The sequence below is a fragment of the Streptomyces uncialis genome (assembly GCF_001905345.1).
GTDB lineage: Bacteria > Actinomycetota > Actinomycetes > Streptomycetales > Streptomycetaceae > Streptomyces > Streptomyces uncialis.
The window spans coordinates 391,543-412,152 of the sequence record NZ_LFBV01000008.1 but is presented as its reverse complement, the minus strand read 5'-3'; the positions used below and the strand labels follow the sequence as shown (position 1 = coordinate 412,152).

Below are 20,610 nucleotides of genomic sequence, written 5' to 3'. Positions count from 1 at the left end.
ACCGAAGGAGACGAACCACGATGCGATCACGGACACGGGGCACGCTGGCGGCGGTGCCGGTACTGGTGGCGCTGCTGCTCACCGGGTGCGGGGCCGGCGGCACCGACGACAAGGTGGCCTCCGCCGCCGGCGACGGCAAGGGGAAGACGGCCGCCGCCAAGGAGAGCCTGAGCCCCGAGAAGCGCGCGCTGAAGATGGCCCAGTGCATGCGTGATCAGGGGATGGACGTGGCCGACCCGGAGGAGGGCGGCGGCGTCCAGATCCAGGGGCGCGGCAAGAAGATGAGCAAGAAGAAGGTCGACGACGCGATGGCGGCGTGCCGCAAGTTCGCGCCGCAGGGGCTGGACAAGGGCGCCGATCCCAAGGCGATGGACAACATGCGCGAGTACGCCAAGTGCATGCGGGAGAACGGTGTCGAGGAGTTCCCGGACCCGCAGGGCGGCGGGATGCGGCTGGACGCCAAGGTCGCGGAGGACCCGGACGTCCCGGCCGCCGACAAGAAGTGCAAGCCCAAGATGGGCAAGGGCGGCGGCGGACTGCTGGGCGGGGGGAAGCGCTGATGGCCGCGGACACGGACACGGACACGGACACGGACGGGGGTCCGGGGGCCGGTACGGGTACGGGTACTGATACCCGTACCGGTACCGGTGGGGCCGGTGTCGCTCCCGCCACGGCCGACGGGGGTCTCGGGGCGGTGCTCGGCGCGGGCGGGGGTCCGGCCGGGCCCCGGGGCGCCAAGCGGGCCCGCAGGTCCCGCCGGGGGAGGCTGGCCCTCGCGCTGGTCGTACTGATCGCGGGCGGGGCCGCCGCCGCCGCGGCGCTGGGGCTCGGCCGAGCGCAGGACGACACCGCCAGCGCCCCCGCGCTGCCCCCGAAGACCGCCGAGGTGGACCGCCGTGACCTCAAGGACTCCAAGAGCACGGACGGTTCCCTCGGGTTCGGCACCTCACGGACCGCCATCTCCCGGATCGGCGGCACCCTCACCGGGGTCGCGGAGGCGGGGGACACCGTCGGACGCGGCAAGGCGCTGTACGAGGTGGACGACGTGCCCGTCACGCTGATGTACGGGCCGACGCCCGCGTACCGGGCGCTGAAGTCCGGCCTGGAGGGCGATGACGTACGCCAGTTGGAGCGCAATCTCGCCGCCCTCGGGTACAGCGGCTTCACCGTGGACGAGGAGTTCACGGACCTGACCGCCGACGCGGTGAAGGAGTGGCAGGAGGACCTGGGCGTCAAGGAGACCGGCACGGTCGACCTCGGACGGGTCGTCTTCGTGCCCGGCGAGGTCCGGGTGGACAGCGTCGAGGCGGAACAGGGCGCGGCACTCGCGCCCGGCGGCAAGGTCCTCGCGTACACCGGCACCGGCAAGGCGGTGACCGTGGAACTCGAACCCGCCGACCAGGACATGGCGAAGGAGGGCACCAAGGTCGAGGTCGTCCTGCCCGACGACACCGTCGCCAAGGGGGTCGTCGAGGACGTCACCACCGTCATCACACCCGGCGGCAACGGGGAGGACGACGAGGCCGAGACGACCGTCGAGGTCGTCATCGGGCTCACCGACGCCAAGGGCCGCAAGGCCGCCGACTCGTACGCGCTGGCCGCGGTGGACGTGGAGTTCACCGCCGGCACCCGTGAGGACGTGCTGACCGTGCCCGTGTCGGCGCTGCTCGCGCTGTCCGAGGGCGGCTTCGGCGTGGAGGTGGTCGAGGGGACCGCGACGCGCTACGCACCGGTGGAGCCCGGACTGTTCGCGGACGGCCGGGTCGAGATCACCGGCGACGGGATCACCGAGGGCACGAAGGTGGGGGTACCGGAGTGATCTCCCTGGACGGGGTGACCCGGACGTACGCGGGCGGGGTGACCGCCCTGGACGGGGTGTCGCTGCACATCGCCGCCGGTGAACTCGTCGCCATCGTCGGCCCGTCGGGCTCCGGCAAGTCCACCATGCTCAATGTGCTCGGCACCCTCGACCGGCCCACCGCCGGCCGGGTCCGCCTCGACGGGTACCCGGTCGGGGAACTGTCCGACGCCGAACTGTCGGCGCTGCGGGCCACCCGGATCGGGTTCGTGTTCCAGCACTTCCACCTCGCGGCCGGTACCACCGCCCTCGACAATGTCGCCGACGGACTGCTGTACACCGGGCTGCGGAGCGGGGAACGGCGGCGGCGCGCGGCGGCCGTGCTGGAGCGGGTCGGCCTCGGACACCGGCTGGACCATGAGCCGCACGAACTGTCCGGCGGGGAACGGCAGCGGGTCGCCATCGCGCGGGCCGTCGCGGGGGAACCCGCGCTGCTGCTCGCGGACGAGCCGACGGGTGCGCTGGACTCGCACTCGGGGGCCGGGGTGATGGCCCTGCTGCGGGAGCTGAACGCGTCCGGGACGACCGTCGTCGTCATCACGCACGAACGGGAGATCGCGGAGTCGCTGCCCCGGCAGGTGCGGATGCGGGACGGACGGGTGGTCGCGGACGACACCCGCACGGGCGGTGCGACCGCGTTGTCCGGCGAGACGGAGTTCTCGTCCGGGGCGTACTCGTCCGGGGAGTCCGTGTCCGGCGCGGGGGAGGGGACACGATGACCACGTCCAGTGCGGCCGGTGGGTCCGGCACGTCCAGCGGGTCCGGTGGTACCTCCGTCCTCGGGCGGCCCGGGTCGCGCGGGGCCTCGCGGGGCAGGTCGCGTCACGGGTCCCCGGCCGGGGACCGGCCGAGGCTGCGGCCCGCCCGGCTGTCACCGCGCGATGTGGTGAAGGTCGGCGCGGTGGGACTGCGGACGCGTCCGCTGCGGGCGTTCCTGTCCGCGCTGGGTATCGCGATCGGGATCGCGGCGATGGTCGCCGTGGTCGGGATCTCGTCCTCGTCGCGCGCCGACCTCGACCGCACCCTCGACGCGCTCGGCACCAATCTGCTGACCGTCACCCCCGGCAGCACCATGATGGGCGGCCAGGCGACGCTGCCGCTCACGGCGGAGGACATGGTGTCGCGGATCGGTCCCGTCGACGCGGTCTCTGCCATCGGCAAGGTCCCGGACACCAAGGTCTACCGCAACGACAAGATCCCGGCCGCGGAGACGGGCGGCCTCTCGGCGTACGCGGTACGCGACGACCTGCGGACGACGGTCGGCGCCGAACTGCGCGCCGGGAGCTGGCTGAACGCGGCGACCGCCCGCTATCCGGCGGTCGTCCTCGGTTCGGACGCGGCGGCCCGGCTCGGCATCGGGAAGGTCGACCCCGACACCCGGGTCCTCGTCGGACAGCGGTGGTTCACCGTCGTCGGCATCCTGGAGGAGGCCGCGCTCGCGCCCGAACTGGACGCCGCCGCGCTGATCGGCTGGCGGTCGGCCGCCACGTACCTCGGGTTCGACGGGCACGCGACCACCATCTACACGCGCTCCGCCGAGTCGGCGGTCCCGCAGGTGCAGTCCGTGCTGGGCGCGACCGCCAACCCCCAGCAGCCCGACGAGGTCAATGTGTCCCGTCCGTCCGACGCGCTGGCCGCGCAGCAGGCGGCCGGGGAGGCGTTCACCGGGCTGCTGCTCGGGCTCGGCGCGGTGGCGCTGCTCGTCGGCGGGGTCGGGGTCGCCAACACCATGGTGATCTCCGTACTGGAACGGCGGGCCGAGATCGGTCTGCGGCGTTCGCTGGGCGCGACCCGGGGGCAGATCCGGACGCAGTTCCTCGCCGAGTCGCTGCTGTTGTCCGCGCTCGGCGGGCTGGGCGGCGCGGTCCTCGGTACGGGGGTCACCGGCGGGTACGCGGTGTACCAGGGCTGGCCGACGGTCGTCCCGCTGTGGGCGGTGGCCGGCGGGGTCGCGGCGACGCTGGTCATCGGCGGTCTCGCGGGTCTGTACCCGGCGATCCGCGCGTCCAGGCTGTCGCCGACGGAGGCGCTGTCCGCGACCTGAGGAATCCGGCCGGAGCGGGGGCGGGAGGGGACGGAGGCGACTCCGGGTAACGGTTTGATCAGTGTTCATCAAGCCCGCTTACCTTCCCGCCCCCGACCTGACTCAATGATCGGGTCGTACCGGTCATAGGGGGCAGGGGGTTGGCATGTTCCGGTGGTACGCGACCGTGCTCGGACGGTACGCCGTGTTCGGCGGCCGGGCCCGCTGCCGTGAGCTCTGGTACTTCGCCGTGGTGCACGCCCTTGCCACCCTCTGTCTCTACGCCCTGGACGTGACGCTGTTCGGCGCGCGGGCGCCCTGGCTGACGGCCGCGTACACGCTGGTGACCCTGCCGCCCGTCCTCGCGGCGGTGGTCCGGCGGCTGCACGACACCGGGCGCGGCGGGTGGTTCGCCCTGCTGTGGCTGGTGCCGGTCGCCGGCTGGTGCGCGGTGCTGGCGCTGCTCGGGGCGGAGGGGCAGGCCGGTGGGAACCGGTTCGGTCCCGATCCCCGGGGCGGTGTCGAGCCCGCGCCCGGGACCGTCCCGGCCGTGTGACACGTCCCGGCGCCGGGGGCTCGTTCCCCTGGGCGTACGTCTGCTGTGCGGGGGTTGAGCTGGTGAGTACGGTCGATCCGGGTGAGGCGCGGCGCGCGCGGAAGCGGCGGGCCGCCGAACGGAACCGGCGGGGCGCGCCGCTCGGGGTGTTCTTCTGGTGCCTCCTTCTCGCGTACGGCGGGCTCTGGGGGCTCGCGGCGTACGGGGCCGCCGACGCCGCCGCCTTCCCGCTGGCGTCCGGCTACCTCACCGAGGACCTGTTCCCGGTGAACGACACCCCCGGGTACCTGTGGGCGCTGTTCACGGGCACGACCGCCGCCCTGTTCCTGGGGCTGGCGGTCGGTGCGCGCTGCACCACCCGGCTGGGCCCGTACGTCGGCCCCGCGCTGCTCCGCGCCCTCGCGTGCACCGGGGCGGGGCTGGGGCTGCTGCTCGGCGCCCGCGACCTGTGGACCCGGCCGCCCCGGACGGGCGCCTTCGTGGACGCGGCGGGCCGGGCGGGCGCCGAGTGGGGGATCGGGCCGTGGGCCGCGTGGACCTCGCAGTGGTGGGTCCCCGGGCTGTTGCTGCTGATGGCGGTACGGGGTGTGGTGGCGGCCGTGGTCAGGGACCGGGTCCGACGGCGCCGGGACGCGCGGACCCGGGACCTCCTCCGTACCGGCCGCCGGGTCCCCGGCGAGGTCACCGCGGTGTCCGCGACGGGAGTGGAGATCGACGGCCGGCCCCGGCTGGAGTTCGACGTCCGGTTCACCGACCACCAAGGCGTACGGCGGTGGGTGACCCGCCGCGGCTGCTTCGACAAGGCGGCGCTGCCCCGGGTGGGGGACCCGGCGGCGGTGTGGTTCGACCCGGCGGACCCGGGCGACCAGAAGTCGATCCCGGTGGCCCTGACCGGACTTCACGACGACGCCGAGGAGATGCTGGGACGGGACGAGCTGCCGTTCGTGTGACGGGTGGGGGCGGGGGATGCGGGCCCCTGGGACGGGATGCGCCGAACTGTGAGCGCACACCCGTGATTTGACGGTCCGTCCGGACGGTTACTGTCTGGGCCTGTGGTGGTCGGTGGTGATCACCCGTGTCCTGGGCGAAATGGGCTCTTCTGATGACCGATCTCTTCACCGTGTCCGTCGACAGCGTCGAGGGGGCGGCCTTCCACGGCCGTGTCCATCTCATAGGCGCCGACGCCGTGCGGGTGCCCCGCGATGTGACGTTCCCCGTCGCGCTGCTGGTCGACGCGTGGTCCCGGCGGGGCCGTGGCGGACCGGCCGGCGGGGGCGCTCCGGACACGGGGGACGCACGGCTCGACGGGGAGTTCCGCGTCCTGCACGAGTGCCTGCACGGGCGGCTGCTGCGGGTCACCGACGACGGCTTCCTGCTGGCGGACGACGGGACGACGGTCCTCGAACCCCGCCGCCGGGCCGCCGAGGTGTACGACCTGGGAGGCGCGGACCGCGACGAGGTGTCCGCGTACGTCCGCACCCTGACCGACGCCGACGCGTTCGGCCGCCTGGCCGCGTCGGTCGTGACGGGCTACGACATCGGGCCGCTGGTGAACGTGCCGGTATGGAGCGATGTCGCGGCCGTGGAACCCGAGGAGTGGGAGCCCGGCCTGGAGGAGATGGCCACCTGGAGCGAGCCCGCGGACCTCGACTACTGGCGGACCTGGCGACTGCTGGAGACCCGCCCCTTCGAGGAACTTCCCTGCGCCGGGATCACGGTGAAGGTCTCCGACCCCGCGTATCTGGAGCCGCTGGCGGACGGGATGCGCTGGTCGACGGCGTACGCCGGGACGGCGAACTGAACGGGTCGGGCGGGCGCGTCTGCCCCGGACCGGCGGGTGGGCGGTCGTGGCGGTCGTGGCGGTCGTGGTGGGGTCCGACGGGCGTGGCGGGGCCCGGAGGCCGGGCGGGGTCGGCCGTCACGGCTGGTGGTCCGTGGCCCGTGGCCCGTGGTCCGGGCGGTGGTCCGGCCGGGGCCGTGCGGTCCTCGGCGTGGGGTCTCAGTCCCACCAGAAGCTCCATACGTACTGGTCGAGCAGCCGCTCGCGGGCGTACTGCGCGATGCCCGGGGTGTCGGACTGATGGAGATTGTCCGGGCAGAAGGCGAAGTGCTCCGCGGCGAGCGCCTCCGCGGCCTCCTGGGTCCGGGGCGGCGCGGCCGCGGATATCACCAGCTGGTCGTACGTCAGCGCCACGATACGGGTGCCGAACCGGTCCTCCCACGAGCGCATGACCGCGCAGAGCCGTGCCACGTCGTTGTCATGGTTCAGCGGGCCCGACCAGCCGATCACGGCGGGGATGTCCGCGCTGCGGCGCGCGGGGACGAGGGCGAGGCGGGGCTGTCCGAGCCAGCCGTCACCGTCGCTGATCATGTCCGCGAATTCCTCGGCGGCGCTGTCGGGGTCCTCGGGGAACTCGTCGCTGCCTGCCGCGAGGCCCCGCCACGGCGGCTCCTCACGGCTACCGGTCCCGCTCTCGCCGGGCCCGTCCTCGGCCAGCCCCGCCCAGTACTCCGCGAGCACGTCGTCCGCGTCGTGGTCGCCCGGGTAGCTCATCCGGTCGGGCATCAGACCCCACTCGGCCGGGTCCGCGCCCTTGCCGTCGGGGTCCGCGATCAGCACGGGCAGCAGCCCGACGGCACGCCGCGCGGCCGACGCCCGGCCCCAGTCCCCGAACCCGACGGGCTCGGCGGACAGCCACAGCAGCGGCTCGTGCCACGACCCCTCGTGCACGGTGTCGACCAGGGCGCCGGGCGGCAGCTCCAGCCCGAACGCCCGCCCGGTCGGGTCGTCCTGGAGTCTCGGCAGCGCGTTGGGAAGTGAGGCCATGTCCCAGAAGGTAACGGCCCCCACTGACAACGCCCCTTGACCTGGGGTTTCCTATAGTGGACCCAGTCGCCGGTTCCCGGCCGGCCGGACGGCCCACGTCCCGATGTGCTCGATCACGTGGTCGCGGAGTGCGGGCGGCTGGAGGTTCAGTCCACTCACGGCGCGCACGTCCATGGGGACCCGGACCGGCTCGTGGTCGCCGGTGTCGGGGTCGGCGAGTTCGGGACCGTGGCGGAGGCTCAGGTCCATGTCCGTGATGTCGGCGAGGAAGTAGTGCTCCACGACGGTGGTCGCCCCGCCCGGATCGGTCAGGGTCATGAGCTCCTCGACGGGACCGATCGTGGCGCCCAGCTCTTCCATCGCCTCGCGGCGCAGGGCCGCTTCGGGATCGGCGTCACCCGGCTCGACGCCGCCCCCGACCGTCGTGCAGTACGCGGAGCCTCCCGGCCACCCCCGGCGCAGGAACACCAGTTGATCGCCGTCGAAAAGTACGGCGCGGGCCTTGTGGCGGACCTTCATGTCCGGAACGGTAGCGCGTCGTCCACGTCCGGGACGGTGGAGCGTCGCCGTCCGGCCTTCCGGGTGCGATTTCCGGTCAACTCTGTTGTGCGGCAGGGCTGTTCGGGTGCGCCGCCCGGTCGATCGCGGTGGATGCGTCGGCCCGGTGTCCGTAGCCCGCAGTGGGTCGTCCCGCCGTCCGCGGCAAGCCGCTCCATCCGGCATCCCGCAAAATGGTAGCCATGTACATAGTAGCCATGTACGTTATTCGGTATGAGTGAGGATGCGCCGGGTCCGACTCCCGGCTTTCTGGTGTGGCGGCTCGCCAATAAGTGGCGTGCCGCGGTCGATCGCGCGCTGGCCCCGCTGGGTCTGACCCACGCGCAGTACCCGTTGATCTCGTCGCTGTACGGCATGCGGTACGACGGTGAGCGGCCCAGTCAGCGCCAGTTGGCCGACCACACCGGTATGGAGGCGCTGTACGTGTCGAAGCTGGCGCGTGCCCTGGAGTCGGCCGGACTGATCGCGCGCACCCGTGACCCCCGCGACCCCCGGGCCGTACAACTCGCTCTCACCGAGGAGGGCGAGGCCGTCGCGCGGCGGGCCGTCGCGGTGGTCAGGGAGCTGGTCGACCGGTCGATGGAACCGCTCGGCGGCCTCGACAGCTCCCGGGCCCGCGCGTTCACCGACGAACTGACGGCCCTGCTCGACGTACCGCTCGCTCCGCTCCCGCCGAACGACGGGACCACCCAGGGGAGAACGCCATGACCACCGTCCCGTCCACGTCCGCGTCCGCTGTGACCGCGCCCGCCGCCGACGCCCGTGTGCTCGGTCTGGCCCACTACGCCGCCCGCGGGGTCCTGGAGCACGTCCTGGCCCGGCACGGCCTCACGTTCCAGGAGCAGATCGTCCTGCACGCCGCGGCGACCGCCGACGCCCCGCGAACGCCGGACGATCTCGTCACCGAGGTCCAGGGCTCCCTCAAGGCCGATCCGGCCGTCCTGCGCGCGACGCTCGGCGAACTGCTGGTCAAGCGACTGCTCGTCCAGGACGGCGCGCGCCTTCGTCCCACGGACACGGGGCGCGAACTGCTCGCCGCGGCCCGCGCGGAACTCGCCCCCGCGGCGGCCCGCATCTGGGGCGGGATCCCGGCCGGGGACCTGGCTGCGGCCGGTCGCGTGCTCGCCCTGGTCACCGAGCGCGCCAACGCGGAACTCGCGGCGCTGGAAGTCTGACCCGAGGGCGTTCCAAGGGGGCGGCCGCGACCCGGGCGTCCCCTACGCGTGGTCGCGGGTCCCGTCCGCGTGGGCGAGGGCGCTGGGGGTGAGGCGGCCGACGATCGCCGGTGCCTCCCGTACGAGGGTGTCGTCGGTCAGTGCCTCCACCATGAACAGGGCGAAGTCCACGCGGCGGGTCCGGTCGCTGGCCAGTACCGGGTCGCCCACGTGCGCGCTCCATACGGGCAGCCCCTGGCTGTCGCCCTCCTCCAGGGTGCTGCCGCGTACGACGGTCCAGCGGGTGCCGCTGTCGAACACCCGCCGGCACGCCTCCACCTGGTCGTCGATCTCGACGGCGCGGACGAGCTTGCCCACCACGGCGGCGATCCGGACGCCCAGGGTGAACATCCGCGAGTACGTGTCCTTGCCGTCGCGGGTGATGTGCCAGCCGCAGGAGAAGACCAGCCGGGCGCCCGGCCGTGCGTGGTCGAGCACCGCCTGCGCCGTGCCCGACGCGTACTGCCGCACACCCCAGGGCACCAGGACCGTCAGCACCCCGTCGCAGCCGTCCACCGCCCGCCGGATGACCTCCGGGTCGTCCGTGGGTCCGGGGACGACGGTGATCCGGTCCTTGAACGCCGCCAGCTTCGGCACGCTCCGCTCCCGGCACACGCCGACCACCTCGTACCCGCGCTCCAGTGCCAGCCGGACCATGTACTGCCCGAGCTTGCCCGAAGCCCCGATGACGCAGACCCTCTTGACGCGATCCGTGCTCATGGCGCGGTCCCCCTTCGCCGGAATGTCAACCTTATGGTGTAAGGCACGGTAGCCTTATGCTGTAAGCCGGTCAACAGGGGCGAAGGGGAAGCGCGGATGGGCGACGAGGGCGAAGGCCGCCGCAGGACGTCACCGCGTACGCCTCGCGCACCACGTGCGTCAGGCACATCAGGCACACCCCGCGCACCGCTCAGCCGCGCGAGTGTGATCCGTACGGCGGTGGCGGTGGCGGACGAGAAGGGCACCGCCGCGCTCAGCATGCGGGCCGTCGCGGAACCGCTGGGCGTCCAGGCGATGTCGCTCTACCACCATGTCGCGGGCCGGGAGGACATCCTGGACGGCATGGTGGACGTGGTGTTCGGCGAGATCGACCTGCCGCCCCGCGACATGGACTGGAGGAGCGCCGTCCGCCACCGGACGTGCTCCGCTCGTGCCGCGCTCCGCCGCCACCCCTGGGCCGTCGCCCTGATGGACTCCCGCAAGCGGCCCGGCCCGTCGACCCTGCGCCACCACGACGCCGTCCTCGGAACCCTGCGCGGGGGCGGCTTCTCCGTCCCGATGGCCGCGCACGCCGTCTCGCTGATCGACAGCTATCTGTACGGCTTCGTCATGCAGGAACTCAGCCTGCCGTTCAGCGGCCCGGCGGAGCTGGACGAGGTCGCGGGCGCGATCCTGCGCGAGATGCCCGCCGACGCCTACCCCCACCTCGCGGAGATCGCCACCGAGCACGTACTCAAACCCGGCTACGACTACGCCGACGAGTTCGCCTTCGGCCTCGACCTGATCCTGGACGCGCTGGGTCCGGACGAATGAACTCCGCCATCGGGTGACGCCGGGTGGCGCCGGGTGGTGCCGGGTGACGCGGGCTTCCCGGCGAGCGGGGCGGCTGCGTGGCCGGACAGCGGGGCGCGCTGTGCGCCGGCGGGACGGACTCAGCCGCGCGAGCGCTGCCGCGCCTGTTCCTCGGCGGCGTCGAGCGCGGGTTCGAGTGCGGCGAGCGCGGCGCGGAGCAGGTCCGGCAGTGAGCCCGACGGTACGACGAGCCCGCCGCTCGCGAGGGGCGCGGCCGGAGGCCGGAGCCACTGCTGGAGCGCGATCCGGACCGCGGCGGCCACACCGGCCGCGAGGACGCGGGGAGCGGGTGGGTCCGGGTGGCCGAGGCGCTGGTCGATCGCGGCGGCGAGGGGGTGCTCGATCGCCGCGGCGGCGTCGAGGAACGCGTCGCGCAGCGCGGGACTGGCGCTGATCAGCAGCAGCTCGTCGTGGTCGCGCGGTTCGGTGTACTGCTCCAGGATCGCGTCGGCCAGGGCGTCGGCGAGGCGGACGTGGGTGGGCCGGGCGGACACGGCCGCGGCGATCCGGGACTCCCGTCCGGCGGTGACGGCGGCGACGATCGCCTGTTCGCGACTGGAGAAGTAGTTGTTGTAGGTCCTCGGCGAGACCCCGGCCGCCTCGGCGATGTCGTCGACGCGGACATCGGCGGGTCCGTGTTCGAGGGCCAGCCGGAGTGCCGCCTCGCGCAGGGCCACCCGGGTGGCCCGCTTCTTCTCCTCGCGCAGCCCGGTCCGCCGTGTCGTCATGCCCGCAGCATCCCAGCCGGAGTGCGTGCACGCAAACTTGCGTGCACGCAATATTTGCTTCTACTCTCGGGCCCTCCTCCGGAAAGGACACACGCGTGCGAGCCAAGGGCATCTGCTACGACACCGGCTTCCTCCGCGGCGGCACCAGCTCCCGGGAGCACTTCGACCCCGGGCTGGTCGAGAAGGAGCTGACCGTCATCCGCGACGATCTCCACTGCACCGCCGTCCACCTGACCGGCGGCGACCCGGACCGGCTGGAGCTCGCGGCCTGCCTCGCCGCCGGGCTCGGGCTGGAGATCTGGTTCTCGCCCTACCCGCTGGAGCTGACGACCGACGAGATCCTCGTCCTGCTGGCCGACTGCGCGGAGCGCGCCGAACGGCTCCGGGCGACGGGGGCCGAGGTCGTGTTCGTCACCGGCGCCGAACTGAGCGTCATGAACCACGGGTTCCTCGAAGGCGGCGGCACCGAGGAGCGGCTCGCCTGGCTGCTGGGCGACCCGGCCCGCCGGCCCGAGCGGATCGCCGCGGCCGGTGCCCGTCTCAACGCCTTCCTGCGCGAGGCCGCGGCGGTGGTCCGCGCACGCTTCCACGGCAAGGTCACCTACGCCGCCATCCAGTTCGAGGCCGTCGACTGGGACCTGTTCGACTTCAGGACCTTCGAACTCATCCGTACCGCGGAGGTGGCCGACCGGTTCCGGGACGCCGTGCGCAGCCTCGTCGCACAGCCCGGACCCGTCGCCATCACCGGCTTCGGCACCGCCACCTGGCGCGGCGCGGGTGACGTCGCACCCCGCAGCATGGAGATCCTCGAAACCGACCGGGCGACCGGCGCCCCGCTGCGGCTGGCCGGAGCGTACGAGCGCGACGAGGCCGGCCAAGCGGCCTATCTGGGCGAACTGCTGGAGATCTTCGACAGCGAGGGCGTCGACAGCGCCTTCGTGTTCCTCTTCGCCCTGTACAACCTGCCCCACCGGCCGGACGGTGATCCCCACGACGACCTCGACCTCGCCAGCCTCGGCATCGTCAAGGTCTTCGAGGACCGCCACGGCGACACCTACCCCGGTCTGCCCTGGGAGCCGAAGGCCGCGTTCGCCGCCGTCGCCGACCACTACCGGGACTGAGTCCGCTCCGGACCGGGACGCGGCGGACGGACGGCCCCCCGGATGCCCCCCGGAAGCCCTCCCGTCCCCCGCCGCACCGGACCGCCCGGCCCGCGAGGTATCAGGTCGCCCGCCCGGCCCGCCGCCCCGCACCCGTCAGTCGAGCGGGCGCCCACCCCGTCGAGCGGGCGCCCACCCCGTCAAGCGGGCAACCCCAGGTCCACGACCGCGCTGATCTCCACGAGCTGCCCCGGGAAGGTCAGTTCGGCGACGCCGACGGCCGTGCTGGCCGGGTGGTGGGTGCCGAAGTACGCACGGTTGCCGTCCGCCATCTCCGTCGCGTGGTGGCGGAGGTCCACCACGTACAAGGTCTGGGAGACGACCTGGTTCCGGGTGGCGCCGTAGTGGTCCAGGACCCTGTCCAGGTTGACGTGGGTGCGGCGGAGCTGGGCGGGGAAGTCGTCCGCGTGCGCGAACGCGCCCGCCGCGTCGAACGCGAGCTGTCCGGAGACATGGATCAGCGCGCCCGACCTGATCGCCTGCGCGTAGCCGAAGTCGTCCTCGGCCGGGAAGCGGTGGTGGAAGACATCGGGAGTGGACATGGCGTCCGTCCTTCCTTCGCTCTCTTGTGGTTACTCGGAAACCATAGGAGAGTGAGCCTTGACCTGGAAGAACGCACTTTTCGGTGACTGGGGAACCTGATGGTGACCAAGCAACAGCTCAAGGGACTGCCCGAGGACGCGGACCTGCGGCGCGCGGACTCCCTGGCGCGGGAGATCTTCTCGGACGTCGCCAACAAGTGGGCGCTCCTGATCATCGAGGCGCTCGGTGACGGCACGCTGCGCTTCAGCGAGCTGCGGAACGAGGTCGAGGGCATCAGCCACAAGATGCTCACCCAGAACCTGCGCATGCTGGAACGCAACGGCCTGGTCCACCGGAAGGTGCACCCGACCGTGCCGCCGCGGGTCGAGTACACCCTGACCGGGCCGGGCCGGGGCCTGCGCGCCACGGTCGACGCGATGTGCGGCTGGACCCACCAGAACCTCGGTCATATCGAGGACGCGCGCCACCGCTTCGATTCCTGACCCGGTCCCGGGCGGGAAGAAGCGGTAGGCGCGCGTCGGCCACCGGCTGGGGTCCGGTCACCGGACCCGGTGACCGGACTCCGGTCACCGGCGTGACCGGTCGGAGGCTCAGTCGGAGAAGTTGGTGCCCAGCCAGGGGGAACCGGCCGTCGAAATGCCCACGGTGGTCACATAGATACCGGCGGGGGACGTCAGCGTCCCGTTGGCCTGGGAGCGCAGGGTGAACACCGCGCCGTTGCCGCCGTCCTCGCCCGGCGCTCCGACGATCACGTCGCCGCGGCGGTCACCGTTGAGGTCGTCCACATGGACCTCCGAGCCGAACCAGTCCTTGGTCTCGGAGTGGTTCGGGACGCCCGTCGTGTCCTGGTTGAGGACGCGGGCGCCCGCCGTGCTGATGCCGGAACCGTTGGCCGCGCCGTACAGGACGGTGACCGTGCCCTGGTCCTTGCCGCCCGCCAGATCCTCACCAGCCGCGCCGATGACCAGGTCGAGCCGCTTGTCGCCGTTGACGTCCCCGAGATCCAGCTCGCCGCCGAAGGCGTCCTGCTTCTCGCTGCCGCCGGGGACCCCGCTGGTGTTCTGGGTGAACGACTGCCGCGCCCCGTGCGCCGGGCCCGAGCGCGTGCCCTTGGCGATGATCACCTTGCCGCCCAGCGCGGCACCCGCGATGCCGTTGTCCCAGTGGATGCCCAGGACGATGTCCTGGATACCGTCGTTGTCCGTGTCGCCGACATCGGTGATCAGGCCTGCCGGGAGCTTCTGGGCGCCGGAGGTGGTGGCTCCGCGCGACGAACCGGGCAGCCAGTAGTTGGCGTTGTACCCGTCGCGAGTGGAGTACCCGTTGACGAGCAGGTCCTCGCGGCCGTCGCCGTTGGCGTCGCCGGAGTGCAGATTGTGGACCCCGGTGTCCTGGCCGTCCTGGATCGCCGGAGTGACGGTGTAGCGGCCGGCGGGCTTGGCCGAGCGGTTGAAGCCGCCGCGCAGGATGTCGACGGTGGCGGAGCCGCGGGAGGAGATCGCCAGGTCGTCCTTCCCGTCCTTGTTGAAGTCGGCCGCCTCCAGACCCATGGCGAAGTGGTCGTGCTTGGTGGGGCGCGGGTCGGCGACGGTGGAGCCCTTCTTGAGGCCCGAGGCGGAGCCCCACATGATGATGAGGGTGCCGCCGTCCTTGTCGCTGCCCATGTCCTCGCCCAGGGCGCCGATGGCGAGGTCGTCGTAACCGTCGTTGTCGAAGTCGCCGTACGTCGTGTCGCCGCCGAAGAAGTCGTTCTTCTCGGCCGTACCGGGGACCCCGGCGGTGTTCTGGCTGATCGCGACCTTGCGGGTGTCCGAGCGGCCGCCGTAGATGATGACGACCTGTCCTGCGGCGGCCTTGCCCGCGACGGTGGCCCGGCTGGCGGAGACGGCGACGTCCGCGTAGCCGTCCTTGTTGAAGTCCGCGTCGGAGGCGGCGACAGGAGCGGCGGCAGCGGGGCCGGCCGCGAAGGTGAGGAGCCCGCCCGTCAGTGCGGCCACGGCGGCCGTCGCGAGGGCGGGTCTTATGCGCTGGTGCATACGGATCTCCTGCGGTGGGGACGCCCTCTCGGGCGTCCGGGTCATTCGTGCGGGCGTCGCCCGTCGTCGAAGTAGCCGCCCGCCCACGTGCGCCCGGGGTACCGCCCGGTATCGGCGGGGTCCCTGAGACGCACGGGTGTTCGGCGTAAGAGGGACTTCCGAAGGGGGGCGAGGGTTGTAGGGGAATCTGAGGGAACGTCGGGGAATTTCGGTGATCCGTCCCGGGGCCGGTCGGCGCGGTGAGCCGGAGCGGGAGCCGTGCGGCAGCACCAGGGTCCTGGACGGGGTGCGTGCCGTCGGCCCCACCCGGTCCGACGGCACCCCCCGAACGCCCCCACAGAGCCGTTGTGTTGTGCGACGGCGCGGCATCGCTGGAATAGTGGCTGCGGGCGGCCTGTCGGCGGTCGACGGGCGTGCCGCTGGAGCAGGGGGGATCGGCGTGACACGAGCGTGGAAGGTCACGGTCATTGTGCTGGGGGCGGCGGGAGTGGTCTCCACGCCGTTGATCTGGCTGTTGGACGGCCCCGGCGCGGGACAGCTGGTCGGCGCCTCCGTGCAGGCCGGTGCCGGTGTGATGGCCCTGGTCTGGGCACTGTTCCAGCGGTCGGGGGACGGCCCGGACGACTCGGCGACCCGCACCGGGACGGCGGACGCGAGCGGCGGCGGGACGGCCGTCACGGGTATCCGGCGTCCGCAGGGCCGTGGCGGCGGATCGGCGAAGGCGGAGGACACCGGGAACGCCACCGCGTCCGGCGCGGGCAGCAGCGCGGTCACCGGTATCGACTACACCTGAGCGGCCTGCCGGGGGAGCAGATGTGAAGAGGGAACGACCGCGTGGCCCGGGCAGAAGCACTCGGCCTGACGCCTCCGCCGGTGCCCCGGAGGTCACGGTGTCCGGTACCGGCGAAGCCGTGGCGGCCTCCGGCAGTACGGCCGTGACCGGCTTTCGCGGCCCGGCACCGGGGACCGGACAGGCGCCCGGGGGTCCGGTGAGCGTGTCCGGTACCGGGGACGCGAACGCCACCGACGGCGGAGTCGCCAGCACCGGTCATATGCACATCGACACCTTGAACGTGGTTCAGCGCGCGCCCCAGGAACCTGCTCCGTGGCCGCACCAGGTCGGTGTCATCCCGCTCCGGGCGCGCTCGTTCCAGCATCGTGGTGCGGTGGATCAGTTGGCCACGAGGATCGACGGTGGCGGTACGGCTGTGCTGTCCCAGGTCCTGACCGGTATGGGCGGGGTGGGGAAGACCCAGCTCGCCGCCGACTACGCCAGTACCGCGTGGGAGTACGGCGGTCTGGACGTGCTGGTGTGGGTCACCGCGAGTACCCGGGAGGCCGTCGTGGCCGGGTACGCGCAGGCCGGTGTCGAGCTGTGCCGGGCCGATCCGGGTGATCCGGAGCGGGCCGCGCGTTCCTTCCTGGCCTGGCTCACCCCCAAGGCCGGGACGCGGCCGTGCCGGTGGCTGATCGTCCTGGACGATGTCACCGACCCCGCCGACCTGCGCGGACTGTGGCCCCCGGCAGGCGGACACGGCCGCACTCTGATCACCACCCGCCGACGGGACGCCGCTCTCGCCGGGGACGGCCGCCGCCTGATCCAGGTCGGCGTGTTCAGCGAGAGGGAAGCCCTCACCTACCTCGCGACCTCCCTCGCCGCCCACGACCGCACCGAGCCCGCCGACCAACTGGACGCCCTGGTCCGCGAGCTGGGACACCTTCCCCTGGCCCTCGCGCAGGCCGCCGCCTACCTCATCGACTCCGGCGACACCGTGGCCACCTACCGGGAACTCCTCGCCGACCGCACCACCACCCTCACCGACACGGCTCCCGACGCCCTGCCCGACGACCAGGCCCTTCCCCTGGCAGCCGCCTGGTCCCTCTCCGTCGAGCGCGCCGACACCCTGCGCCCCGTCGGCCTGGCCCGTCCCATGCTCCAACTGGTCGCCATGCTGGACGCGAACGGCATCCCCCACGACGTACTCACCAGCCCGCCGGTCCTGGCCCACCTCGCTACCCCGGACACCACCGGGCAAGGAGGCCCGGTATCCGTTCGGGACGCGGTCCACGCCCTGCGGGCCCTGCACCGGCTCAGCCTCCTCGACCACACCCCCGAAACCCCGCACCAGGCCGTCCGCGTCCACCAGCTCATCCAGCGCGCCACCCGCGACACCCTGACCGCCGAGCGGTTCGACCGCATCGCACGCACCACAGGTGACGCGCTCATCGCTGCCTGGCCCGCCATCGAACGCGACACCGGTTTCGCCCAGACCCTGCGTGCCAACGCCATCGCTCTCGCCGGCTGTGCCGAGGACGCCCTCCACCGGCCGGACGTGCACGCGGTGCTGTTCCGTACGGGCTACAGCTACGGATCGAACGGCCAGTTGGTCGCGGCTCGCGACCACTACCAGCACCTTGCCGGGACCATCCGCCACCACTTCGGCGCGGACCACCCCGCCGCATTCGGCGCCCGTAACGATTTCGCCTTCTGGCGAGGTCAGGCGGGGGACGCGGCCGGAGCGGCGGAGACCTTCGCCGAGTTGCTGGCCGATCACGTCCGGCTCTTTGGCCCGGTTCACCGGGGCACCCTCGCCATTCAGGGGAACCTCGCCCGGATGCGGGGGGAGGCGGGGGACGCGGCCGGAGCGGCGGCGGCCTTCGCCGATCTGCTGAAGCGCATGGTGCGTGTGCTGGGTGAAGATCACCCCGACACCTTCACCACCCGAAGCCACCTTGCCAGGATGCGCGGGGAGACGGGGGACGCGGCCGGAGCGGCGGAGGCCTTCGCCGCACTGCTGGCCGACCGGGTCCGGGTACTGGGTGAAGATCACCCCGCGACGGTCACCACCCGGAACAACCTCGCCGCTTGGCGAGGTCAGGCGGGGGGCGCGGCCGGGGCCGTGGATGCTTTCGCCGCGCTGCTGACCGACCGTGCCCGGGACTTGGGCGTAGACCACCCCGACACCCTCATCACCCAGGGGAACCTCGCCTCCATGCGGGGGGAGGCGGGGGACGCGGCCGGAGCTGTGGAGGCCTTCGCCGACCTGCTCAAGCGCATGGTGCGTGTGCTGGGTGAAGACCACCCCGACACCTTCACCACCCGGAACAACCTCGCCGCTTGGCGCGGGCAGGCGGGAGACGTGGCCGGGGCCGTGGATGCTTTCGCCGGGTTACTGGCCGATCGTGTCCGGGTTCTTGGTGAAGATCACCCGGACACGCTCATCACCCGGGGGAACCTCGCCGGCATGCGCGGGCTGGCCGGGGACGCGGCCGGGGCCGCGCAAGCCCTCACCGACCTGCTGGAGCACATGACACGGGTGCTGAGCGAGAACCACCCGCATCTACGGATTGCCCGGGTCGGACTCGACTACTGGCGCGGCCAGGCCAAGAGGAACAAGCGGCGCCGATAGCGCGCTGCCGGGCGGACCGAGGACGAAGCTGTCGACCGTCGCCCCGGATCGATCAAGTGCCGTCCGGCCGGGTTTCGGCGCCCGTGTGTCGGCGCCGCGTCACGTCCGGTGGCGGGCCGGGCGGGCGGGGCGAGATCCGGTGCACCATACGTGGTGCTGACAGCCCGTCCCTTAGTCTCGTCAGGGGAGACGCCGGACGCCATGGGTGTCCGCACCGGGGGAGGCGATCGTGTTCGGAAGAGGTGCGCAGGTGCTCGCGGGCGCCATGGCGGTGGCCTGTGTGATGCTCCTCGGGCCCAGTGCGCCGAGCGGTGCCCTCGTCGCCAGGCCGCTGCCGGACGGGGCCGCCGGGGAGGTCGTCCCGAACCGGGTCATGACGTGGAACCTCTGCAACCCCTGCGACGTGAGCGACCTCGACCGGGCGGCGGAGATAGCCACGTACGCGCCCCAGGTCATCGGTCTTCAGGAAGCCTGCGAGGGTGACGTCAGAAGGATCCGCGACTATCTGGAGAGCCTTTACGGGCTGGTCTACCACGTCGAGTACGGCGCGGTGCTCCAGCACCGGGGCCGTTGCGGCGGGGTGCCGTGGAGTCCGGGCGGCTTCGGCCAGGCGATCCTCTCGGCGGCGCCGATGGAGGACCGCGTCGCCGTGGAGTACCCCGACGGCGGTTCCGAGGACCGCGGATACATAGCGGTCACCACGATGGTGGGCGGCCAGCCCGTCCGGGTCTTCAACACACACCTCGCCCAGCGCCGCCAGGAGGCGATACGGGCGGGCCAGACCGGGGTGCTCGCCAAGGAGGTCGCCAAGCACGAGCGCGCTGTCGTCCTCGGGGACTTCAACGCGGTGCCGCAGTCGCCCGAGCTCACCGGGATCTGGACGCTCGCCGAGGACACGGACCCCCGCTGCCGTCCCGAGCCCACCGGCGAGGGCGTCTGCGGGGTGACCACCGACTGGCAGAGCAAGTTCGACTACGTGTTCCTGCGGGGCATCACCTCGCTCGAACACGACGTCCACCCCAGCGCGTACTCGGACCACCATCTGGTCGCGGCCGACGTGGACCCGACGGTAGAGGTCGCAGGGGCAGGGGCAGGGGCAGGGGCAGGGGCAGGGGCAGAGGCAGAGGCAGAGGCAGAGGCAGGGGCAGAGGCAGAGGCAGGCGCGGCGGGCTGACGGAGGCGGTCGGCGCCGGTCGCCCCGGCATCCGCATCCCCCGCCCTCGCCGCCCCCTCCGGCCCGGCGGCCCGGGTGTCCCTAGAGCTCCCACCACCAGGCTTCGAGCTCATGGTGACCGGCGAACTCCACGGGGACCGCGTACGGCGACCGCCGTGCGACGGACAGCGCGCCGGTGCGGCGGACCACGGCCCGCAGATCCCGTACGGCGGGCATCTCCGCGAGCTCCCCGACATCGGAGGGGCACCCGGCCGGGCCGCTCACCAGGGTCTCGCAGCCGAACGCGTACCAGAGGCCGATCAGATCGTGGTCCCGCTCCTTCTCGGCGGCGACGGCGATCTCACGGACCACGTCGATCAGCGGGGTCCGGCGCGGCGGGACGGCGTCGGGTCCGTGGAGTTCACCGGCGTCGGCCATGCGCCGCCACAGCGCGGTGCCCGCGTCGCAGTAGAGGAACGGCGGGTCGACGTAGCCGTCCTCCAGCCAGGATGCGTAGCCGTCGAAGCCGGGCGCGTCCTCGTCGAACGTGCGCAGACCGGTGAACTCCGTCAGGGCGCCGAAGTACGCGCTCCGCTCGGCGTGGTCGGGGTGCCGCTCGACCGGGAAGCGGTACGTGAACCCGCGCCGCAGCAAGATGTCCATCACCCGGAAGTGCGTGAACGAGCAGTCGTACCCGCCCTGGAACCCGTACAGCGCCGCGAACCGGTCCCGCACCCGTGGATCGTCCGGCCCGGCATGGCCGTCCAGGACCCGCACCGAGTCCGCGACCAGGTCCTCGATCACATGCATGGACAACGGATGCCCCCTCCTTGAGCCACCGGCGACGCGCACAGCCCTGGCCGGGTGCGAGGCGTACGTGAACGCGGCGGTACGTACGCACCCGCCCTCGTGCGCGAGCGTCCCGCATCCAACCACCCCCCACCGAGCCTCCGCCAACGCGAGGAAGCGCGC

At 72.7% G+C, this 20,610-nt stretch carries 22 protein-coding genes; 15 read left to right on the top strand and 7 right to left on the bottom strand.

Going from position 1 to position 20,610, the window contains the following annotated elements; genetic code table 11:
• The first annotated feature begins 20 nt into the window (after positions 1 to 20).
• The 7 genes from AB852_RS28420 to AB852_RS28390 all read left to right on the top strand — a co-directional run bounded on the left by AB852_RS28420 (position 21) and on the right by AB852_RS28390 (position 6,238).
• Complete coding sequence (locus AB852_RS28420; protein WP_073793047.1) at positions 21 to 560, top strand: hypothetical protein; 540 nt, start codon at positions 21 to 23, stop codon at positions 558 to 560.
• Positions 560 to 1,819 (top strand): peptidoglycan-binding protein, encoded by a 1,260-nt coding sequence (locus AB852_RS28415; protein ID WP_079184980.1) that lies wholly within the window; start codon positions 560 to 562, stop codon positions 1,817 to 1,819. The genes AB852_RS28420 and AB852_RS28415 overlap by 1 nt, the downstream gene beginning before the upstream one ends.
• Positions 1,816 to 2,577, top strand: coding sequence for an ABC transporter ATP-binding protein (locus tag AB852_RS28410; protein WP_079184979.1), 762 nt, complete (start codon positions 1,816 to 1,818; stop codon positions 2,575 to 2,577). Before AB852_RS28415 ends, AB852_RS28410 begins: the two co-directional genes overlap by 4 nt.
• Positions 2,574 to 3,902, top strand: coding sequence for an ABC transporter permease (locus AB852_RS28405; protein ID WP_079184978.1), 1,329 nt, complete (start codon positions 2,574 to 2,576; stop codon positions 3,900 to 3,902). Before AB852_RS28410 ends, AB852_RS28405 begins: the two co-directional genes overlap by 4 nt.
• A 145-nt stretch (positions 3,903 to 4,047) precedes the next feature.
• A complete protein-coding gene (locus AB852_RS28400; protein WP_073793046.1) occupies positions 4,048 to 4,437 on the top strand; it encodes a DUF805 domain-containing protein in 390 nt (129 codons plus the stop codon).
• A gap of 62 nt (positions 4,438 to 4,499) precedes the next feature.
• Entirely contained in the window at positions 4,500 to 5,387 is an 888-nt protein-coding gene (locus tag AB852_RS28395; RefSeq protein ID WP_143201294.1) for a DUF3592 domain-containing protein, read from the top strand.
• A gap of 152 nt (positions 5,388 to 5,539) precedes the next feature.
• Complete coding sequence (locus AB852_RS28390; RefSeq protein ID WP_073793044.1) at positions 5,540 to 6,238, top strand: hypothetical protein; 699 nt, start codon at positions 5,540 to 5,542, stop codon at positions 6,236 to 6,238.
• A gap of 198 nt (positions 6,239 to 6,436) precedes the next feature.
• Here the strand turns inward: AB852_RS28390 and AB852_RS28385 are convergent, their stop codons facing one another.
• Both AB852_RS28385 and AB852_RS28380 read right to left on the bottom strand, forming a co-directional pair.
• Positions 6,437 to 7,264, bottom strand: a complete 828-nt coding sequence (locus AB852_RS28385) for a DUF4253 domain-containing protein (protein ID WP_073793043.1) — start codon at positions 7,262 to 7,264, stop codon at positions 6,437 to 6,439.
• 51 nt (positions 7,265 to 7,315) lie between these two features.
• The gene (locus tag AB852_RS28380; RefSeq protein ID WP_073793042.1) at positions 7,316 to 7,783 is read right to left on the bottom strand and encodes an NUDIX domain-containing protein; all 468 of its coding nucleotides are present in this window, start codon (positions 7,781 to 7,783) and stop codon (positions 7,316 to 7,318) included.
• A 252-nt stretch (positions 7,784 to 8,035) separates the two neighbouring features.
• On the opposite strand from AB852_RS28380, the gene AB852_RS28375 reads away from it, so the two are divergent.
• Entirely contained in the window at positions 8,036 to 8,530 is a 495-nt protein-coding gene (locus AB852_RS28375) for a MarR family winged helix-turn-helix transcriptional regulator (RefSeq protein ID WP_073793041.1), read from the top strand.
• Entirely contained in the window at positions 8,527 to 8,997 is a 471-nt protein-coding gene (locus AB852_RS28370; protein ID WP_073793040.1) for a MarR family transcriptional regulator, read from the top strand. The genes AB852_RS28375 and AB852_RS28370 overlap by 4 nt, the downstream gene beginning before the upstream one ends.
• A gap of 42 nt (positions 8,998 to 9,039) precedes the next feature.
• Here AB852_RS28370 and AB852_RS28365 read toward each other — a convergent pair whose 3' ends face one another.
• Positions 9,040 to 9,756 carry an NAD(P)-dependent oxidoreductase gene (locus tag AB852_RS28365; RefSeq protein WP_073793039.1) on the bottom strand — a complete coding sequence of 239 codons (717 nt, stop codon included), beginning with the start codon at positions 9,754 to 9,756 and terminating at the stop codon, positions 9,040 to 9,042.
• A 96-nt stretch (positions 9,757 to 9,852) separates the two neighbouring features.
• Between AB852_RS28365 and AB852_RS28360 the strand changes: the two genes are divergently transcribed.
• Positions 9,853 to 10,569, top strand: coding sequence for a TetR/AcrR family transcriptional regulator (locus AB852_RS28360; RefSeq protein ID WP_178391133.1), 717 nt, complete (start codon positions 9,853 to 9,855; stop codon positions 10,567 to 10,569).
• 119 nt (positions 10,570 to 10,688) lie between these two features.
• On the opposite strand, the gene AB852_RS28355 is transcribed toward AB852_RS28360, so the two are convergent.
• Entirely contained in the window at positions 10,689 to 11,336 is a 648-nt protein-coding gene (locus AB852_RS28355; protein WP_073793038.1) for a TetR/AcrR family transcriptional regulator, read from the bottom strand.
• Between the two features lie 95 nt (positions 11,337 to 11,431).
• On the opposite strand from AB852_RS28355, the gene AB852_RS28350 reads away from it, so the two are divergent.
• Positions 11,432 to 12,457 carry a glycoside hydrolase family 113 protein gene (locus AB852_RS28350; RefSeq protein ID WP_073793037.1) on the top strand — a complete coding sequence of 342 codons (1,026 nt, stop codon included), beginning with the start codon at positions 11,432 to 11,434 and terminating at the stop codon, positions 12,455 to 12,457.
• 179 nt (positions 12,458 to 12,636) lie between these two features.
• Here AB852_RS28350 and AB852_RS28345 read toward each other — a convergent pair whose 3' ends face one another.
• Complete coding sequence (locus AB852_RS28345) at positions 12,637 to 13,038, bottom strand: RidA family protein (protein WP_073793036.1); 402 nt, start codon at positions 13,036 to 13,038, stop codon at positions 12,637 to 12,639.
• Between the two features lie 99 nt (positions 13,039 to 13,137).
• Between AB852_RS28345 and AB852_RS28340 the strand changes: the two genes are divergently transcribed.
• Positions 13,138 to 13,521 carry a winged helix-turn-helix transcriptional regulator gene (locus AB852_RS28340; protein ID WP_073793035.1) on the top strand — a complete coding sequence of 128 codons (384 nt, stop codon included), beginning with the start codon at positions 13,138 to 13,140 and terminating at the stop codon, positions 13,519 to 13,521.
• 108 nt (positions 13,522 to 13,629) lie between these two features.
• On the opposite strand, the gene AB852_RS28335 is transcribed toward AB852_RS28340, so the two are convergent.
• Positions 13,630 to 15,075, bottom strand: a complete 1,446-nt coding sequence (locus AB852_RS28335; RefSeq protein ID WP_073793034.1) for an FG-GAP and VCBS repeat-containing protein — start codon at positions 15,073 to 15,075, stop codon at positions 13,630 to 13,632.
• 439 nt (positions 15,076 to 15,514) lie between these two features.
• Between AB852_RS28335 and AB852_RS28330 the strand changes: the two genes are divergently transcribed.
• The 3 genes from AB852_RS28330 (at position 15,515) to AB852_RS28320 (ending at position 19,659) form a co-directional block, all read left to right on the top strand.
• The gene (locus tag AB852_RS28330; RefSeq protein ID WP_178391132.1) at positions 15,515 to 15,868 is read left to right on the top strand and encodes a hypothetical protein; all 354 of its coding nucleotides are present in this window, start codon (positions 15,515 to 15,517) and stop codon (positions 15,866 to 15,868) included.
• Between the two features lie 373 nt (positions 15,869 to 16,241).
• Positions 16,242 to 18,485 carry an FxSxx-COOH system tetratricopeptide repeat protein gene (fxsT, locus tag AB852_RS28325; protein WP_245876955.1) on the top strand — a complete coding sequence of 748 codons (2,244 nt, stop codon included), beginning with the start codon at positions 16,242 to 16,244 and terminating at the stop codon, positions 18,483 to 18,485.
• A 265-nt stretch (positions 18,486 to 18,750) separates the two neighbouring features.
• Positions 18,751 to 19,659, top strand: coding sequence for an endonuclease/exonuclease/phosphatase family protein (locus AB852_RS28320; RefSeq protein ID WP_079184993.1), 909 nt, complete (start codon positions 18,751 to 18,753; stop codon positions 19,657 to 19,659).
• A gap of 81 nt (positions 19,660 to 19,740) precedes the next feature.
• Here the strand turns inward: AB852_RS28320 and AB852_RS28310 are convergent, their stop codons facing one another.
• Positions 19,741 to 20,448, bottom strand: coding sequence for a hypothetical protein (locus AB852_RS28310; protein ID WP_245876958.1), 708 nt, complete (start codon positions 20,446 to 20,448; stop codon positions 19,741 to 19,743).
• Between the last annotated feature and the right edge of the window lie 162 nt (positions 20,449 to 20,610).

What these genes read in the sequence shown, in the direction of transcription:
- AB852_RS28420 (WP_073793047.1), top strand. Translation starts at nt 21, where the DNA reads ATGCGATCACGGACACGGGGCACGCTGGCGGCGGTGCCGGTACTGGTG.
- AB852_RS28415 (WP_079184980.1), top strand. Translation starts at nt 560, where the DNA reads ATGGCCGCGGACACGGACACGGACACGGACACGGACGGGGGTCCGGGG.
- AB852_RS28405 (WP_079184978.1), top strand. Translation starts at nt 2,574, where the DNA reads ATGACCACGTCCAGTGCGGCCGGTGGGTCCGGCACGTCCAGCGGGTCC.
- AB852_RS28400 (WP_073793046.1), top strand. Translation starts at nt 4,048, where the DNA reads ATGTTCCGGTGGTACGCGACCGTGCTCGGACGGTACGCCGTGTTCGGC.
- AB852_RS28390 (WP_073793044.1), top strand. Translation starts at nt 5,540, where the DNA reads ATGACCGATCTCTTCACCGTGTCCGTCGACAGCGTCGAGGGGGCGGCC.
- AB852_RS28385 (WP_073793043.1), bottom strand. Translation starts at nt 7,264, where the DNA reads ATGGCCTCACTTCCCAACGCGCTGCCGAGACTCCAGGACGACCCGACC.
- AB852_RS28380 (WP_073793042.1), bottom strand. Translation starts at nt 7,783, where the DNA reads ATGAAGGTCCGCCACAAGGCCCGCGCCGTACTTTTCGACGGCGATCAA.
- AB852_RS28375 (WP_073793041.1), top strand. Translation starts at nt 8,036, where the DNA reads ATGAGTGAGGATGCGCCGGGTCCGACTCCCGGCTTTCTGGTGTGGCGG.
- AB852_RS28370 (WP_073793040.1), top strand. Translation starts at nt 8,527, where the DNA reads ATGACCACCGTCCCGTCCACGTCCGCGTCCGCTGTGACCGCGCCCGCC.
- AB852_RS28365 (WP_073793039.1), bottom strand. Translation starts at nt 9,756, where the DNA reads ATGAGCACGGATCGCGTCAAGAGGGTCTGCGTCATCGGGGCTTCGGGC.
- AB852_RS28360 (WP_178391133.1), top strand. Translation starts at nt 9,853, where the DNA reads ATGGGCGACGAGGGCGAAGGCCGCCGCAGGACGTCACCGCGTACGCCT.
- AB852_RS28355 (WP_073793038.1), bottom strand. Translation starts at nt 11,336, where the DNA reads ATGACGACACGGCGGACCGGGCTGCGCGAGGAGAAGAAGCGGGCCACC.
- AB852_RS28345 (WP_073793036.1), bottom strand. Translation starts at nt 13,038, where the DNA reads ATGTCCACTCCCGATGTCTTCCACCACCGCTTCCCGGCCGAGGACGAC.
- AB852_RS28340 (WP_073793035.1), top strand. Translation starts at nt 13,138, where the DNA reads ATGGTGACCAAGCAACAGCTCAAGGGACTGCCCGAGGACGCGGACCTG.
- AB852_RS28335 (WP_073793034.1), bottom strand. Translation starts at nt 15,075, where the DNA reads ATGCACCAGCGCATAAGACCCGCCCTCGCGACGGCCGCCGTGGCCGCA.
- AB852_RS28320 (WP_079184993.1), top strand. Translation starts at nt 18,751, where the DNA reads ATGGCGGTGGCCTGTGTGATGCTCCTCGGGCCCAGTGCGCCGAGCGGT.
- AB852_RS28310 (WP_245876958.1), bottom strand. Translation starts at nt 20,448, where the DNA reads ATGCATGTGATCGAGGACCTGGTCGCGGACTCGGTGCGGGTCCTGGAC.